Source organism: Streptomyces rectiverticillatus, assembly GCF_013394065.1.
GTDB lineage: Bacteria > Actinomycetota > Actinomycetes > Streptomycetales > Streptomycetaceae > Streptomyces > Streptomyces rectiverticillatus.
Map to the genome: position 1 here is coordinate 5458120 of NZ_CP040752.1, position 16015 is coordinate 5474134.

At 73.0% G+C, this 16015-nt stretch carries 14 protein-coding genes; 4 read left to right on the top strand and 10 right to left on the bottom strand.

Features of this window, described 5'->3' with window-relative positions; translation table 11 throughout:
• Positions 1–42 precede the first annotated feature (42 nt).
• Positions 43–4794: an ATP-dependent helicase gene (locus FGW37_RS23970; RefSeq protein ID WP_218650598.1), complete on the bottom strand. Its 4752-nt coding sequence runs from the start codon at positions 4792–4794 to the stop codon at positions 43–45.
• Between the two features lie 138 nt (positions 4795–4932).
• Positions 4933–5853 carry a hypothetical protein gene (locus tag FGW37_RS23975; RefSeq protein WP_179082928.1) on the bottom strand — a complete coding sequence of 307 codons (921 nt, stop codon included), beginning with the start codon at positions 5851–5853 and terminating at the stop codon, positions 4933–4935.
• A gap of 80 nt (positions 5854–5933) precedes the next feature.
• Here FGW37_RS23975 and FGW37_RS23980 point away from each other — a divergent pair, with 80 nt between their 5' ends.
• The 4 genes from FGW37_RS23980 to recX all read left to right on the top strand — a co-directional run bounded on the left by FGW37_RS23980 (position 5934) and on the right by recX (position 9240).
• Entirely contained in the window at positions 5934–6128 is a 195-nt protein-coding gene (locus FGW37_RS23980; protein WP_058047245.1) for a DUF3046 domain-containing protein, read from the top strand.
• Between the two features lie 115 nt (positions 6129–6243).
• A complete protein-coding gene (locus FGW37_RS23985) occupies positions 6244–7293 on the top strand; it encodes an AI-2E family transporter (protein WP_179084879.1) in 1050 nt (349 codons plus the stop codon).
• A 186-nt stretch (positions 7294–7479) separates the two neighbouring features.
• Entirely contained in the window at positions 7480–8607 is a 1128-nt protein-coding gene (recA, locus tag FGW37_RS23990) for a recombinase RecA (protein WP_179082929.1), read from the top strand.
• Positions 8608–8610: 3 nt separating this feature from the next.
• The gene (gene recX, locus FGW37_RS23995) at positions 8611–9240 is read left to right on the top strand and encodes a recombination regulator RecX (protein ID WP_179082930.1); all 630 of its coding nucleotides are present in this window, start codon (positions 8611–8613) and stop codon (positions 9238–9240) included.
• A 71-nt stretch (positions 9241–9311) separates the two neighbouring features.
• On the opposite strand, the gene FGW37_RS24000 is transcribed toward recX, so the two are convergent.
• From FGW37_RS24000 to FGW37_RS24030, 8 genes are all read right to left on the bottom strand, one after another.
• Positions 9312–9710 carry a rhodanese-like domain-containing protein gene (locus FGW37_RS24000; protein ID WP_179082931.1) on the bottom strand — a complete coding sequence of 133 codons (399 nt, stop codon included), beginning with the start codon at positions 9708–9710 and terminating at the stop codon, positions 9312–9314.
• Positions 9707–10261 carry a cupin domain-containing protein gene (locus FGW37_RS24005; protein ID WP_425506585.1) on the bottom strand — a complete coding sequence of 185 codons (555 nt, stop codon included), beginning with the start codon at positions 10259–10261 and terminating at the stop codon, positions 9707–9709. The genes FGW37_RS24000 and FGW37_RS24005 overlap by 4 nt, the downstream gene beginning before the upstream one ends.
• 84 nt (positions 10262–10345) lie before the next feature.
• Complete coding sequence (locus FGW37_RS34195; protein WP_356287137.1) at positions 10346–10432, bottom strand: putative leader peptide; 87 nt, start codon at positions 10430–10432, stop codon at positions 10346–10348.
• A 32-nt stretch (positions 10433–10464) separates the two neighbouring features.
• Positions 10465–12231, bottom strand: coding sequence for an FAD-dependent monooxygenase (locus FGW37_RS24010; protein WP_179082933.1), 1767 nt, complete (start codon positions 12229–12231; stop codon positions 10465–10467).
• A 232-nt stretch (positions 12232–12463) separates the two neighbouring features.
• Complete coding sequence (locus tag FGW37_RS24015; protein ID WP_179082934.1) at positions 12464–13372, bottom strand: amino acid ABC transporter permease; 909 nt, start codon at positions 13370–13372, stop codon at positions 12464–12466.
• Positions 13369–14019 (bottom strand): amino acid ABC transporter permease, encoded by a 651-nt coding sequence (locus FGW37_RS24020; RefSeq protein WP_179082935.1) that lies wholly within the window; start codon positions 14017–14019, stop codon positions 13369–13371. The genes FGW37_RS24015 and FGW37_RS24020 overlap by 4 nt, the downstream gene beginning before the upstream one ends.
• 40 nt (positions 14020–14059) lie before the next feature.
• Positions 14060–14983: a glutamate ABC transporter substrate-binding protein gene (locus tag FGW37_RS24025; RefSeq protein ID WP_179082936.1), complete on the bottom strand. Its 924-nt coding sequence runs from the start codon at positions 14981–14983 to the stop codon at positions 14060–14062.
• Between the two features lie 98 nt (positions 14984–15081).
• Entirely contained in the window at positions 15082–15858 is a 777-nt protein-coding gene (locus tag FGW37_RS24030; protein ID WP_058047253.1) for an amino acid ABC transporter ATP-binding protein, read from the bottom strand.
• Positions 15859–16015: the final 157 nt, after the last annotated feature.

Sequence of the window (16015 nt, forward strand, 5' to 3'; positions counted from 1 at the left end):
TTCCGCCCTTCCCTCTCGGGTCCGTTCTCGTCCTTCACCGCCTCAGGGCGCGCGCAGGCGCAGGCCCTTGGGCGTGGCGTGGAAGCCCGCCGCCTCCAGCAGGGGGCCCAGGGGGGAGGACAGCGCGGCTGCGCCGTTGATGCGCTCGACGGTGACGGTGCCGAGCGCGCCCGCGCGGGCTGCCCCGGCCAGCGCCTCGGCCGCCTCGCGCAGCCCCGGGTCGTCCGCGTCGGCCGTCTCGGCTCCCTCCTGCTGCGGCCAGGCGAGCAGGGTCTTGCCGCCACGCTCCACGTACAGGGCGAGGGCGCCGTCGAGGAGCACGACCAGGGAGCCCGCCTTGCGCCCCGGCTTGTGGGTGGCACCGGCGGGCGGCTCGGGCCAGGGGAGCGCCGCACCGTAGGCGTTGGCGGGGTCGGCCGCGGCGAGGACGACGGCCCGGGTGCGGCGGGGGGCCGCGGACGGAGCCTCCCACGGCATGCCGGTCGCGGCGGCGGGGGTGCCTCCGGCCGCCCGGTCGCGGGCCGTGCTCGCGGCCCGCAGCCGGTCGACGGCGCCGTCCATGGCGAACTGCGCGGCCCCCAGGCCCTCGACCACATAGCCGCGGCGCGCCTGGCCGCTCTCCTCGAAGACGGACAGCACGCGGTACGCGGCGGAGAAGCCGCCCTCCACGCCCTCGGCGGCCACCGCCCCGCGGGTGACGACCCCGTGCCGGTCGAGGAGCGTACGGGCCAGGGCGTGGGCGCGGTGCGTGGCGTCGGGCTCGTGCTCGGGCAGCAGGGCCCAGCGGCCCGCGACCGTGGGAGGGCCCCCGCGGGAGGCGGTCGGCGTGGTGGGCAGGCCGCCGCGCGCCGTGAAGGAGCCGTAACGGCCGCGAGGCACCGCGCGCTTGGCGCGGTGCGCCGTGGAGCCCGCCGTCCGCCCCGAGCCGAGGAGGGCGCGCAGCGGGGCGAGGGTGTCGTTGGTGAGCCTGCCGGACCAGGCGAGGTCCCACAGGGCATCGGCGATCTGCGGCTCCGTGACGTCGGGGACGGCGGCGCGCACGCGCTCGGCGATCTGGCGGAAGAACAGGCCGTAGCCGCCGGAGAGCGCGTCGAGCACCGCCTGGTGCACGGGGGAGAGCTCCAGCGGGTGGGGAGCGGGCAGCAGCAGCGGGGCCGCGTCGGCGAGCAGCAGGGACACCCAGCCGTCCTTGCCGGGGAGGGCGCCGGCTCCGGCCCACACCACCTCGCCCGCCGCGGTGAGTTCGTCGAGCATGGCCGGGGAGAAGTCGCGCACGCGGCCGGGGAGTACCAGCTTCTCCAGGGCCGACGCCGGGACCGGCGCGCCCTGCAACTGCTCGACCGCGCGCAGCAGTCCGTCGGCGCCGCGCAGGCTGTGAGTGCCGACGTGCTGCCACTGGGGGAGGAACGCGGCCAGCGCGGCGGGCGGTACCGGCTCCAGCTCGTGCCGCAGTGCCGCGAGGGAACGGCGGCGCAGCCTGCGCAGGACCGCCGCGTCGCACCACTCCTGGCCGATGCCGGAGGGGTGGAACTCGCCCTGGACGACGCGGCCGCCGGCCATGAGGCGCTGCAGCGCGCCGTCGGTCACGGCCGTTCCCAGGCCGAAGTGGGCGGCGGCCTCGGCCGAGGTGAAGGGGCCGTGGGTGCGGGCGTACCGGGCGAGGAGATCGCCCAGGGGGTCCTTGACGGGCTCGGTGAACGCCTCGGGGACGCCGACGGGCAGGGCCGTACCCAGGGCGTCGCGCAGCCGCCCCGCATCCTCGACGGCCGCCCAGCGCTCCTCCCCGGCGATCCGTACGCGGACGGCGCGCCGGGACTCCGCCAGCTCCCGCACCCAGGCCGGGTCGGCGCCGCGCTCGGCGAGGCCGGCGTCGGTCAGCGGGCCCAGCAGGCGCAGCAGGTCGGCGACGCCTTCGCGGTCCTTGGCGCGCCGGTCCTCCGTCAGCCACTGCAGCTCGCGCTCCAGCTCGGCCAGCACCTCCGAGTCGAGCAGCTCGCGCAGCTCGGCCTGCCCCAGGAGCTCGGCGAGCAGCCGCGAGTCCAGCGACAGGGCGGCGGCACGGCGCTCCGCGAGCGGCGAGTCGCCCTCGTAGAGGAACTGGGCGACGTAGCCGAAGAGCAGCGAGCGGGCGAACGGCGACGGCTCCGGGGTGGTCACCTCCACCAGCCGGACACGGCGCGATTCGATGTCGCCCATGAGCTCGGTGAGACCGGGGACGTCGAAGACGTCCTGGAGGCACTCGCGGACGGCCTCCAGGATGATCGGGAACGAACCGAACTCCCCGGCGACCTGCAGCAGCTGGGCGGCGCGCTGGCGCTGCTGCCACAGCGGGGTGCGCTTGCCGGGGTTGCGCCGGGGAAGCAGCAGGGCCCGGGCGGCGCACTCGCGGAAGCGGGCGGCGAACAGGGCCGATCCCCCGACCTGGTCGGTGACGATCTGGTCGATCTCGCCCTTGTCGAAGGTGACGTCCGCGGCGCCGACGGGCGACTGCTCGCCGTCGTACTCCGTGCCCTTGCGGAGGGGGTCGGTATCCAGCAGGTCGAGGCCCATGAGGTCGGCGTCGGGCAGCCGCAGCACGATGCCGTCGTCGGCGTGCATCACCTGGGCGTCCATGCCGTACCGCTCGGCGAGGCGGGCGCCCAGGGCCAGTGCCCAGGGGGCGTGCACCTGGGCGCCGAAGGGCGAGTGGACGACGACGCGCCAGTCGCCGAGCTCATCGCGGAAGCGCTCCACGACGATGGTCCGGTCGTCCGGGACGTGTCCGCACGCCTGGCGCTGCTCGCTCAGGTAGGCCAGGACGTTGTCCGCCGCCCAGGTGTCGAGGCCTGCGGAGGCGAGCCGCTCGCGGGCGGCGTCAGCGTCCGCGGAACCGACCTCGCGCAGGAAGGCGCCCAGGGCGCGGCCCAGCTCGAGGGGGCGCCCCAGCTGGTCGCCCTTCCAGAACGGCAGCCGTCCCGGGACGCCGGGCGCGGGGGTGACGAGGACGCGGTCGCGCGTGATGTCCTCGATCCGCCACGAGGTGGTGCCCAGGGTGAAGACGTCGCCCACGCGCGACTCGTAGACCATCTCCTCGTCCAGCTCGCCGACCCGGCGCCCGCCCTTGGCGCCCTCCTTGGATTCGGCGCCGGCCAGGAAGACGCCGAACAGCCCGCGGTCGGGGATGGTGCCGCCGGAGGTGACGGCGAGCCGCTGCGCGCCCGGGCGTCCCGTGACCGTACCGGCGACGCGGTCCCACACCAGGCGCGGCCGCAGTTCGGCGAAGGCGTCGGACGGATAGCGGCCCGCGAGCATGTCGAGCACCGCCGTGTAGGCGGACTCCGGCAGGGAGGCGAAGGGGGCGGCCCGCCGCACCAGGGCCAGTAGCTCCTCCACGCCCCAGGTGTCGACGGAGACCATGGCGACGATCTGCTGGGCCAGGACGTCCAGCGGATTGGCGGGCACCCGCAGGGACTCGATGCCCCCCGAGCGCATCCGCTCGGTCACCACGGCCGCCTGCACCAGGTCTCCCCGGTACTTGGGGAAGACGACGCCCGTGGACACCGCGCCGACCTGGTGGCCCGCGCGGCCTACCCGCTGCAGCCCCGAGGCGACCGACGGCGGCGACTCGACCTGGACGACCAGGTCCACCGCGCCCATGTCGATGCCCAGCTCCAGGCTGGAGGTGGCGACGACGGCGGGCAGCCGGCCCGCCTTGAGGTCTTCCTCGACCAGGGCCCGCTGCTCCTTGGAGACCGAGCCGTGGTGCGCGCGGGCGAGGACCGGCGGCGCCCCCTTGGCCGCGCCGGACTCGGCCATCAGCTCGGCGGGGGAGTGGTGCTCGGGCAGGGGCGCGCCCGTGGCGCGCTCGTAGGCGATCTCGTTCAGCCGGTTGCACAGCCGCTCGGCCAGCCGGCGGGAGTTGGCGAAGACGATGGTGGAACGGTGCGCCTGGACGAGATCGGCGATCCGCTCCTCCACATGGGGCCAGATGGACGGCCTGTCCTTGCCGTCACCGCCGTCCTGGACCGGTGACGCACCCAGCTCCCCCAGATCCTGCACCGGGACGACCACCGAGAGGTCGAACTCCTTGCCGGACGGCGGCTGGACGATCTCCACCCGCCGCTGCGGTGAGAGATAGCGGGCCACCTCGTCCACCGGCCGGACCGTCGCGGAGAGGCCGATGCGCCGCGCGGGGCGGGGCAGCAGTGCGTCGAGCCGCTCCAGGGACAGGGCGAGGTGGGCGCCCCGCTTGGTGCCCGCGACCGCGTGCACCTCGTCGAGGATGACGGTCTCCACGCCCTTGAGTGCGTCCCTGGCGGCGGACGTGAGCATCAGGAAGAGCGACTCGGGGGTCGTGATCAGGATGTCCGGCGGGCGGGTGACGAGGGCCCGGCGCTCGGCGGGCGGGGTGTCGCCGGAGCGGATCCCGACGCGCACCTCCGGCTCGGGCAGCCCCAGGCGGACGGCCGCCTGCCGGATGCCGGTCAGCGGGCTGCGGAGGTTGCGCTCCACATCCACCGCGAGGGCCTTGAGGGGGGACACGTAGAGCACCCGGCAGCGCTTCCTGGTCTCGGCCGGCGGCGGGACGCTCGCCAGCCGGTCGAGCGAGGCGAGAAAGGCCGCCAGCGTCTTGCCGGACCCCGTCGGCGCGACCACCAGGACGTCCGACCCCTCGCCGATGGCCCTCCAGGCCCCTTCCTGCGCCGCCGTGGGCGCGCTGAAGGCTCCCGTGAACCAGGCGCGCGTCGCCGGCGAGAACCCCGCGAGGGCCCCGTCCGCATCCGCCGCCGCACCGGCCGCCGTCTCGTCCGCCATGCCACCCATCGTGCACCGCACCACTGACAATGCCCCGGACCCGCAGGTCAGCCCAGGTGGTCGGGCGGAACGGGGGCGGCGGGGGAGGGACGGCGGAGGCGGCCGTCATACGGGCGGGCCGTCACACGGTGCGGGCCGTCACACGGTGCGGGCGTACGCGCGAAGGGTCAGCAGCGCGGCGAGGGTCACCATCGGCCGGCTCTCCAGGCGGGTGCCGGGGGCCCACTCGCGCCAGCGGATCGGCCAGCCGCCGTCCTCCTGCTGCGAGGCGGCGAGGAAGTCCAGCGAGCGCTCCAGCTCGGCATCGGTGAACCAGGGGCGGGCCAGCGAGTCCGGGGCGGGGGCGAAGTCGTGCGGGAAGTGGTGCTCGCCCGGTGCGTACCCCTCCGGGACGGGGTAGTCGGCCACGCGCGCGGGGTCCAGGACCGCCAGCCGCTGCTCCCGCACGACCCGGCCGAGGCGCTCGGCCGCGGTACGGGCACGCGCCCGGTCGGGTGCCCCGTCCAGGAAGGCGACGGCCGCCTCTACCTCGTACGGGTGAGTTCTCGTCCCGTTCCCGAGGGCCTCGACCGCGGCCCAGCAGAAGTCGGTCGCCCGGAACAGCCACGCGTGCCAGACCTCGTTGCGGTGCAGCAGGCCCACCACGGGGCCGGTGGCCAGCAGGTCGCTCGGCGGGTCCTCCACCACCGGGATCCACGGGGCCGCCGGATAGCCGCGGAGCGAAGGGTGGAGCGCGGGCAGCGCGCCGTCGGAGGTGGAGACGGACGTCAGGTAGCGGCAGACGCGCTCCATGCGCCGGTCGCCGCAGCGGCCGATCTCGTCGAGGACGCGCAGCGCGTAGACGGTGTGCAGCGGCTGGCTCACCGGGCCGCGCAGATCCGGCTCCAGGGCGAAGCCGTACCCGCCGTCCTCGCCGAGGTAGGCCGTCAGGGCGGCCTCCACGGCGCCGGGGTCACCGTCCAGGAAGTGAAAGGCGAATCTCCGCTGCTCCAGGACGCGGGCGGTCAGCCAGATGAACTGTTCGGCACGGACTGCGGGGGATGTTCCGGATCGGGCCATGCACCGACCGTAGGGCGGGGAACGGCCCCCGGTCAGCGGCTCGTGCCGGGCAGCACCCTCAGGGGCGGGATACTGGGCGCATGCGGTTGACGGTTTTCTGGCAGCGGATGGCGAATCATTTCGGCGCGGCGTACGCCGACTCCTTCGCACGTGACCACGTGATGTCCGAGCTGGGCGGGAGGACGGTGCACGAGGCCCTGGACGCCGGCTGGAACGCCAAGGACGTGTGGCGCGCGGTGTGCAGGGCGATGGAGGTCCCCGAGGACAGACGGTGACATACCGGGTGGCTGTCGCGGGGTTCCGTTTCATCCGGTAGGCCACACTTGCGGCGTGGCAGACGACCCCGTTCCGGAACCCGCCCCACCGCCTCCGTCCGACACCGGCACCGCCATGCCGCGCTGGCTGCCCCGCGCGATGGTGACCGCGCTCGCCCTGCTCGCCTGCTTCATGCTGGCGGTCTGGGCCTTCCAGCAGCTCATCGGCCTGCTGCTCAACATCCTGATCGCCTTCTTCCTCGCCCTGGCCATCGAGCCGGCCGTATCGCGGCTGTCCGCCCGCGGCATGCGCCGCGGGCTCGCGACGGGCCTGGTCTTCCTCGTCATCACCGTCGTCGTCGCGGGCTTCTTCGCCCTGCTCGGCTCGATGCTCGCCGACCAGATCGTGACCATGGTGGAGAACTTCCCCTCCTACCTCGACTCGGTGATCAAATGGGTCAACCGGGTGTTCCGCACGAGCCTGTCCCGCGTCGCGGTCCAGGAGAGCCTGCTGCACTCGGAATGGCTCCAGCGGTACGTGAAGAGCAGCGCCAGCGGCGTCCTGGACATCTCGGCCACCGTCCTGGGCGGGCTGTTCCAGCTGCTGACCGTGCTGCTGTTCTCGTTCTACTTCGCGGCCGACGGACCCCGGCTGCGCCGTGCCCTGTGCTCCGTGCTGCCGCCCCGCCGGCAGGCCGAGGTGCTGCGTGCCTGGGAGCTCGCCGTCGCCAAGACCGGCGGCTACATCTACTCGCGCGGCCTGATGGCGCTGATCTCCGGCATCGCCCACTACGTGCTGCTGGTGATCCTCGGGGTGCCCTACGCACCGGCCCTCGCGATCTGGGTGGGCTTCGTCTCCCAGTTCATCCCGACCATCGGCACCTACCTGGCGGGCACCCTGCCCGTGCTGCTCGCCTTCACGGTGAACCCCTGGTACGCGGTCTGGGTGCTCGGCTTCGTCGTGGTCTATCAGCAGTTCGAGAACTACGTGCTGCAGCCGCGCATCACCGCGCGGACCGTCGACATCCACCCCGCCGTCGCCTTCGGGTCGGTGGTGGCGGGCGCCGCGCTGCTCGGGGCCGTGGGAGCGCTGGTGGCCATCCCGGCGACGGCGACGCTGCAGGCCTTCCTCGGCGCGTACGTGAGGCGCTACGAGGTCGCGCCGGCCCCGGAGTGGCGCGCTTGACAGCAAAATCGAACATCCATTCTTATGGGTTCCCCGGCGCTGTGGAGTCCGTACGCGGGACCGTGTCCCAGGCCCTTCGCGGGCCGGGTTATCCACAGGCGGGAGCGACGCCCGGGCGCATTGTCAGTGGCAGGCGTTAGCGTCGTGGACGTGAAGCGATCGACTCAAGCAAACCGGGTGGAACCCATGGCAGGCACCGACCGCGAGAAGGCGCTGGACGCCGCGCTCGCACAGATTGAACGGCAATTCGGCAAGGGCGCCGTGATGCGCCTCGGAGAGCGGCCGAACGAGCCGATCGAGGTGATCTCCACCGGGTCGACCGCTCTCGACGTCGCCCTCGGCGTCGGCGGGCTCCCGCGCGGCCGTGTGGTGGAGATCTACGGACCGGAGTCCTCCGGTAAGACGACCCTGACCCTGCACGCCGTGGCCAATGCGCAGCGCGCCGGCGGCACGGTGGCCTTCGTGGACGCCGAGCACGCGCTGGACCCCGAGTACGCCAAGAAGCTCGGCGTCGACATCGACAACCTCATCCTGTCCCAGCCGGACAACGGCGAGCAGGCCCTCGAGATCGTCGACATGCTGGTCCGCTCCGGCGCGCTCGACCTGATCGTCATCGACTCCGTCGCCGCCCTGGTGCCGCGCGCGGAGATCGAGGGCGAGATGGGCGACTCGCACGTGGGTCTCCAGGCCCGGCTGATGAGCCAGGCGCTCCGGAAGATCACCAGCGCGCTCAACCAGTCCAAGACCACCGCGATCTTCATCAACCAGCTCCGCGAGAAGATCGGCGTGATGTTCGGCTCCCCCGAGACCACGACCGGTGGCCGGGCGCTGAAGTTCTACGCCTCGGTGCGCATCGACATCCGCCGCATCGAGACCCTGAAGGACGGCACAGAGGCCGTCGGCAACCGCACCCGCTGCAAGGTCGTCAAGAACAAGGTCGCACCGCCCTTCAAGCAGGCCGAGTTCGACATCCTCTACGGCCAGGGCATCAGCCGCGAGGGCGGCCTGATCGACATGGGCGTCGAGCACGGCTTCATCCGCAAGGCCGGCGCTTGGTACACCTACGAGGGCGACCAGCTCGGCCAGGGCAAGGAGAACGCCCGCAACTTCCTCAAGGACAACCCCGACCTCGCCAACGAGATCGAGAAGAAGATCAAGGAGAAGCTGGGCGTGGGCGTCAAGCCCGGGGACAAGAAGGAGGGCGAGCCCGGCGCGGATGCCGCGGGCGCCGAGGCCGCCGAGCCGGCCAAGTCCCTGCCCGCCCCGGCGAAGTCCACGGCGAAGGCGGCCAAGGCCACGGCTGCCAAGAGCTGATCCATGACACGGCGATGGGAGTACCCCCGGCCGGGCGCCGGGGAAGACCCGCCGGGACCGGACGTGGACGACCGTACCGGCGGTGGCGCCCCCTCCCCGTCGAGGGCCGGGGACGACGGGGCACCGCCGCGGCCCGAGGAGCAGGCGCGGGCGATCTGCCTGCGCCTGCTCACCGGGACCCCGCGCACCCGCAAGCAGCTCGCGGACGCCCTGGCCAAGCGGGGAATCCCGGACGAGGTCGCCGAGGAGGTCCTGTCCCGCTTCGAGGACGTGGGCCTGATCGACGACTCCGCGTTCGCCGGGGCCTGGGTCGAGTCCCGGCACCACGGCCGGGGCCTGGCCCGGCGGGCCCTGGCGCGCGAGCTGCGCACCAAGGGCGTGGACTCCGCCGTGATCGACGAGGCCGTGGGGCGGCTCGACGCCGAGCAGGAGGAGCGCACCGCCCGCGATCTGGTCGAGCGCAAGCTCCGCGCCACCCGCGGGCTGGACCGCGAGAAGCGGTTGCGCCGCCTCGCCGGGATGCTCGCCCGCAAGGGCTATTCCGAGGGCCTCGCCCTGCGCGTGGTGCGCCGCGCGCTGGAGGAGGAGGGCGAGGACCCGGAGCTGCTGGACCACTGCCTGCCGGACGTATAGGGCCCGCGGCGGCACCGCCCGCCGGGCGCCGTCATGCCGCCGCGGCGACCGTCACATCGTTCCGGCGACCGTCACGTCCCCGCCACCGTCACGTCCCCGGTGTCCACCGGCAGGCCCGCCGCGCGCCAGGCCTGGAAACCGCCCGCCAGGTCCGTGGCGCGATGCAGGCCCAGCAGGCGCAAGGAGGCTGCGGCCAGGCTGGAGGCGTAGCCCTCGTTGCAGATCACGACCACCCTCAGGCCGTGCCCGGTCGCCTCGGCGGCGCGGTGCTCGCACTGCGGGTCGAGCCGCCATTCCAGCTCGTTGCGCTCCACCACCAGAGCACCGGGGACGAGCCCGTCGCGCTCCCGCAGTGCCGCGTAGCGGATGTCCACCAGCAGCGCGCCCCCGGCCTGGGCGGCCGAGGCCTCGGCGGGGCCGAGCCGGTCCAGGCCCTCCCGGGCGGCCGCCAGGAGCTCCTCGACCCTCATGCCCACTCCTCCGGCCACTCGACCTGCTCCAGCCGCAGCATCTGCCCGCTGCGGCTGTACCGCCTCATCAGCGGCAGCGGCGGATAGTACGCGTGCACGGACACCGCGTGCTGCTCCGCCGAAGTGTTGAACACCTGGTGCACGTGGTGGGCTCCGAAGGCCCGGCCCTCGCCCTCGGAGAGGCGCCGCTCGCGGTCGATGCCGTCGGCCAGCTCCAGGCTCCTCCAGCCGTCGGTGGGCATCCGGGCCGCGAGCGAGTGCTCGGTCAGCACGCCGCCGGCGGTGGCGAACGCGCCGTGCGAACCGCCGTGGTCGTGCCAGCCGGTGCCGGTGCCGGGCGGCCAGCCGATCAGCCAGGCCTCGCTGTCACCCGGCCCGTTCAGCCGCATCCACGTGCGGCCCCGGGGATCCAGCGGGAGGGACGAGACCAGTTGTGCGTCGGCTGCTGCGCGCCGGGCGAAGGCGAGCAGGTCGGCCTCGGAGGGCGCGCCGGGGGAGCCGGGGGAGACCGTGGAGGAGCCGGGCACGGGCGTGGGCAGGGGAAGGAACACGGGAACCGTCCTGAGTGATCGCGAAGGAGCGCGCGGCGGCCGGCGCACAGAGCGCCCACGCAGGCCGCGCGGAGGGGATGCGGATCAGCAGGACGGACGACAGACGCAGCCCGCGTAGCGGACCAGGTCCAGATGGACCCTCCGCCAGAAGTGCGCGCCGGTGTCAGTCACGGTCCGTAGTCAACCATGGCGTTCGGTGCGGGTCAACGGTTGGCTGCGGCTTCGCTGGGGGCTTCCGACGGCGGCTGCGCGCTCCCCGCGCCCTGGCCGCTCCCGGAGGCCATGCCCGCGGCGCTCGGCTCCGGGCCCGCCGCCGCGGCCCCGGCGGCGCCCTTCCGTCCCTCGCCCGCGGGCTCCGCGCCGCCGGCCGCGCCGCCCCGTACGGCGTCCGCGCACGCGTACAGCTCCGCAGGCCGCACCCCGGCGAGCGCCGCGACCAGGTGTCCGTCCGGGCGCACCACCAGCACGGTGTGGGCCGGAGCGCCCGGGTACTCGTCGGTGACCAGCAGCTCGGCGCGCACGGGCAGGGCGCTGACGGCGGCCGCCAGCTGCGGCATGAGCCCGGCGTCCGCCCAGTGTCGCCGCTCCCACACCCCGCTGCCCGGCGCCGTCAGGATCACCAGGAGGTCGCCGCCGAGCCGGTCTTGCAGCGGCACGAGGGTGCCGTCCGGTGCCGTCACCGGCACGTTCTCCGCCTGGGCTCCCAGCGGGGTGTCCACGGTGACGGAGCCGGCGGGCGGTGCGGCCGGTGCCAGGGGCGTACGGGTGTAGGAGGGGGGCGTGCTGAGCTGCCCGCGCCCGAGGTGGCCATCGGTGAGCAGCTCGTCGTGCCCGCGCAGGGCGCCCGGCACCAGCGTGCGGCGCACGCTGCTCCACCCTCCCTCGCCCCGTACCGCCGGCAGCGCCCGGTCGGCGGCGCGCAGCCGGTCCCCGATCGCCCCGCGCCGCTCGGCCTGGTAGCTGTCGAGCAGGGCCTCCGAGGCGCCGTGGTGCCAGGCCAGGGCCAGCTTCCAGGCGAGGTTCCCGGCGTCGCGCAGCCCCTCGTCGAGGCCCTGGGTGCCGAGCGCGCCCAGCAGGTGCGCGGCGTCCCCGGCGAGGAAGGCGCGGCCGGTGCGCATCCGGCGCGTGAGGCGGTGGTGCACGAGGTGCACGCCGGTGTCCAGGAGCTCGTACGACGGGACGTCTTCGCACCAGGTGGCCAGCGAGTCACGCACCCGGGCCAGGAGCGCGTCGGGCGTGACGAGTTCGCCGCCGGGCGGCAGCGGCCAGTCGAGCCGCCACACGCCGTCCGGCAGGGGACGGGCCGTCACCTCCCCGCCCCGTGCGGGCGACCGGTGCAGCACGGCCTCGCCGGGCCACGGCAGCTCGGCCCGGAGCGCGGCGACCGCGTACCGCTCGACGGCCGTGCGCCCGGGGAAGCGCGCGCCGAGCAGCTTGCGCACGGTCGACCGGGCGCCGTCGCAGCCGACCAGGTAACTGCCCCGCCAGGCGGAGCTTTTGTCGCCGCGGAGGTGGGCGGAGATCCCGAAGGCGTCCTGCCGCAGGTTCTCCAGGCGGCCCCCGCGGACGATCCGCACCTTCTCCTCCGAGACGAGTGCGGCCTTCAGCTCCCGCGTCAGCGCGTGCTGCGGCAGGTGCAGCGGCGAGGGGCCGGCTGCCACCGCGCCCTCGGCCGCGCCGGCTTCCGCGGCTTCCCCGGGGCGTGTGAACGCCAGCCGGCTGACGACCGCGCGGCGGCGCATGGTGCGCCAGCCCGTCCAGCGGGTGCCGTCCTGCGTGGCGCACCCCAGCCGCTCCACCAGGGCCGCGGTGTCCGGGCCGAGCACGACCGTGCGGGCCAGGCGCTCCTCGTCCGGCGCGGGGCCGTCGGAGGCCTCGTCGAGGAGGACGACGCGCACCTCGTGGCGGGCGAGGCAGAGAGCGAGCATGAGGCCGACCGGGCCGGCCCCGACGACGATCACCGGGTCCACGGCACGGCTCCCCGGTGCGCGCTGCGGCCGAGATCCCTGCCCGGGGCTCCACGGTACGTACGGGGCGTACGGGACGTTCGGGATCCGACGGGGGGAACGCGGTGCTCGATCACAGAACGTATGCAACCCACTGCGGGTGCGTGCGTCAAGTGATCAGGGCGCTCGCCGCGGCGCGCCGCACGCGGCGCGCCCCGCCGACCGGTCCGGCCGACGGGGCGTCACCTGCGGAGGATCAGCCCGTGCGGGAGTCGTGTGCGCCGGAGGCGCCGTCCGCGCCCGCGGCGGACCCGGTCGTGACGGCGCCTTCGGCCGTCGACATCGCGGGCGGGCTGCCCTTGCGCGAGCGCTGCGTGCGCCGTTCGACCCAGGTGGCCACCGAAGACAGCGCCAGGCAGAGCAGGATGTAGATCGAACCGAAGATGATCACCATCGGGATGAAGGCGTAGACGCCGTTCACGGGCTTGGTCTGCTCGGCGAAGGCCTTGCCCACGAAGAGCAGCTCCTCGTAGAGGATGATGAACCCGAGCGAGGTGTCCTTCAGGGTCACCACGAGCTGGCTGATGATCGACGGCAGCATCGTCCGTACGCCCTGCGGGATCAGGATGCTCGACATCACCTGTGTCTTGCGCAGCCCGAGCGCGTAGGCGGCCTCGCCCTGGCCCCGGGGCACCGCGTTGATCCCGGACCGGAAGATCTCGGCCTGCACGGAGCCGTTGTAGAGCGTGAGCCCGATGACCAGCGCCCACATCGGATCGTTGGTGAAGACCCCCGCGAACAGCAGGAAGATCATGATCATCAGCGGCATGGAGCGGAAGAACTCCACCGCCACCGTGGCGGCCCAGCGCACCGGCCGGTGGTCGGAGAGCCGGGCGGCCGCCAGCACCGCGCCGAGCACGAGCGAGAGCACGGCCGCGATCGCGAACGTCTTCAGCGTCGTCAGCAGGCCGTCGACGATCCGCTGGTGGGTGTCGCTGTACTCGTAGTCGTCCCACAGGCCGGCCTGGAACTGGCCGGTGTCGTCCAGCTTGTAGATGATGAAGGCGATCAGAGCGAGGATCGCGACGGTGGACAGCGCCCCGTAGAGGCGGTTGCGGGCCCGCGCCCTGGGGCCGGGTGCGTCGTAGAGGACGTTCGCGCTCACCGGGCCACCGCCAGCCGGTTCTCCAGCAGCCGGAACAGGCCGCTGACCGCGAGGGTGATGATGATGTAGCAGATCGCGATCCAGAGGAAGATCACGTAGATGTTGTAGCCGGTGTCGGCGTTGAGCGACTTCTGCACCGAGCCCAGCTGGGTCACGTTGAAGCCCGAGGCGATCGCCGTGTTCTTGGTGAGGGCGATCATCAGGCTGCCGATGGGCGGCACCGCGGTGCGGGTGGCCTGGGGCAGCACGACCTGGCCCAGCGTCTGGTTGAAGGTCATCCCGATCGAGCGGGCGGCCTCCGCCTGGCCCACCGGTACGGAGTTGATGCCGGACCGGACGGCCTCGCAGATGAACGCCGAGGTGTAGCACCCGAGCGTCAGCACGGCGAGCCAGAAGGAGTCCCAGCCCTTGAGTCCGAGGGCGGGCAGGCCCAGGGTGACGGCGAGGAAGAGCAGCACCAGCGGGGTGTTGCGCAGCAGCGTCACCCAAGTGGTGCCGAATATTCGCAGGGCGGGCACCGGGGAGACCCGGAACGCCGCCATCAGTATGCCCAGCACCAGGGCCAGCAGGCCGCTGAGCCCCGTGAGCTCCACGGTGCCGAGGAATCCTTCACGGAACTCCGCGAAGTGGTCCGACAGAACGTTCAAGGCAGCGCTCCCGGCTGATCAGTAGCGGATCACGTGCGGATCAGTAGCGGTCGACCGCGGGCGGGTTCGGCGCGGCAATCCCGGACAGGCCGATGGTGGCGTCGTAAGCCTTCTTCCAGTCGCCGTTCTTCTCGTGCGCCTCGATGGCGTCGTTGATGGCCGCGCGCAGCGCCTTGTCGTCCTTCTTCACGCCCACGCCGTAGGGCTCCGTGGAGAACGGCTTGCCGACCACCTTCAAGGCGCCCTTGTTCTCCGCGGCGTAACCCTTGAGGAGCGTGTCGTCGGTCGTCACGGCGTCGACCGTGCCGGACACGAGCTCCTGGACGCACAGCTGGTACCCCTGCTGGGCCTTGACCTCGGCCGCTCCGTACTTGGGCTCCTTGATGCGCTTGAGCGGCGTGGAGCCGGTCACCGAGCAGACCTTCTTGCCCTTGAGGTCCTCGGGGCCCTTGATGCTGCTGTCGGACTTCACCAGCAGGTCCTGCCCGGCGACGTAGTACGGGCCGGCGAAGTCGACCTGCTTCTTGCGCTCGTCGTTGATCGTGTAGGTGCCGACGTAGAAGTCGACCCCGCCACTGGCGATCTGCGTCTCGCGGGCCTCGGACGGCACCGTCTTGAACTTGATGTGGGCCTCGTCGAAGCCGAGGTCGGCCGCGATCATCCGGGCGATCTCCACGTCGAAGCCGGAGCGCTTCTTGGAGGTGGGGTTCTCGTAGCCCAGGCCGGGCTGGTCGGCCTTGGTGCCGATGGTGATCGTCTTGCCCTTGATCCTGTCGAAGACGGGCGAACCCTTGACGTCGGCCGAGGTGTTCACCTTGTAGGTCGGCACGGCCGGTGCGGACTGGCCGTCGCCGGGCTTGCCGGCCTTGTCGTCGTCCGGGCTGCCCGACTTGCCGCAGGCGGTGGCGGTCGCGGTGAGGGCCAGTGCCACGGCGGCGGCTGCGACGGTCTTGCGGAGCTTCATGGTGAACATCCTTTGCGTCTGCAGGTGGAGCGGAGCGGTTCGGGCAGCCGTGACGGGAGGGCCGAACGGGCCGGTCCGGCGGCGGGGCGCCGGTGCGGTCAGTGGTGCAGGATCTTCGAGAGGAAGTCCTTGGCACGGTCACTGCGCGGGTTGCTGAAGAACTGGTCCGGCCGCGCCTCCTCGACGATGCGGCCGTCGGCCATGAAGACCACGCGGTTGGCGGCGGAGCGGGCGAAGCCCATCTCGTGGGTGACGACGACCATCGTCATGCCGTCCCGGGCGAGCTGCTGCATGACCTCCAGCACCTCGTTGATCATCTCCGGGTCGAGCGCGGACGTCGGCTCGTCGAAGAGCATCACCTTCGGGTCCATGGCCAGGGCGCGGGCGATGGCCACGCGCTGCTGCTGGCCACCCGAGAGCTGGGCGGGGTACTTGTCGGCCTGGGCGCCGACGCCGACCCTGTCGAGGAGGGCGCGCGCCTTCTCCTCGGCCTTGCGGCGGTCCGTCCTGCGGACCTTTATCTGACCGAGCGTCACGTTCTCCAGTACGGTCTTGTGCGCGAAGAGGTTGAAGGACTGGAAGACCATGCCGACGTCGGCACGCAGTCTGGCCAGCTCCTTGCCCTCCTGGGGCAGCGGTCTGCCGTCGATGGTGATCGATCCGGAATCCGTGGTTTCCAGACGGTTGATGGTCCGGCACAGCGTCGACTTGCCCGAACCCGACGGGCCGATCACGACGACGACCTCGCCGCGTGCGATCGTCAGGTCGATGTCCTGGAGGACATGCAGGGCGCCGAAGTGCTTGTTGACGCTTTTCAGGACGACCAGTGGGTCCGCGGCGGCAGTGGCCTCGTCGGTCACCGATACTTCGCTCATCGGCGTTCCTCGCTCCATCCTCCTCGATTGGGAGGACCCTAATGAGCGGCATCGACCAGCGTCATTACATCTGAGCTGAAATTGAGCATAACGATCCGGCCGCAAAGGGACACTCTGCGTGAAGGGGGCGCACGGCGTGCACGCCGGTCGCGCGGGC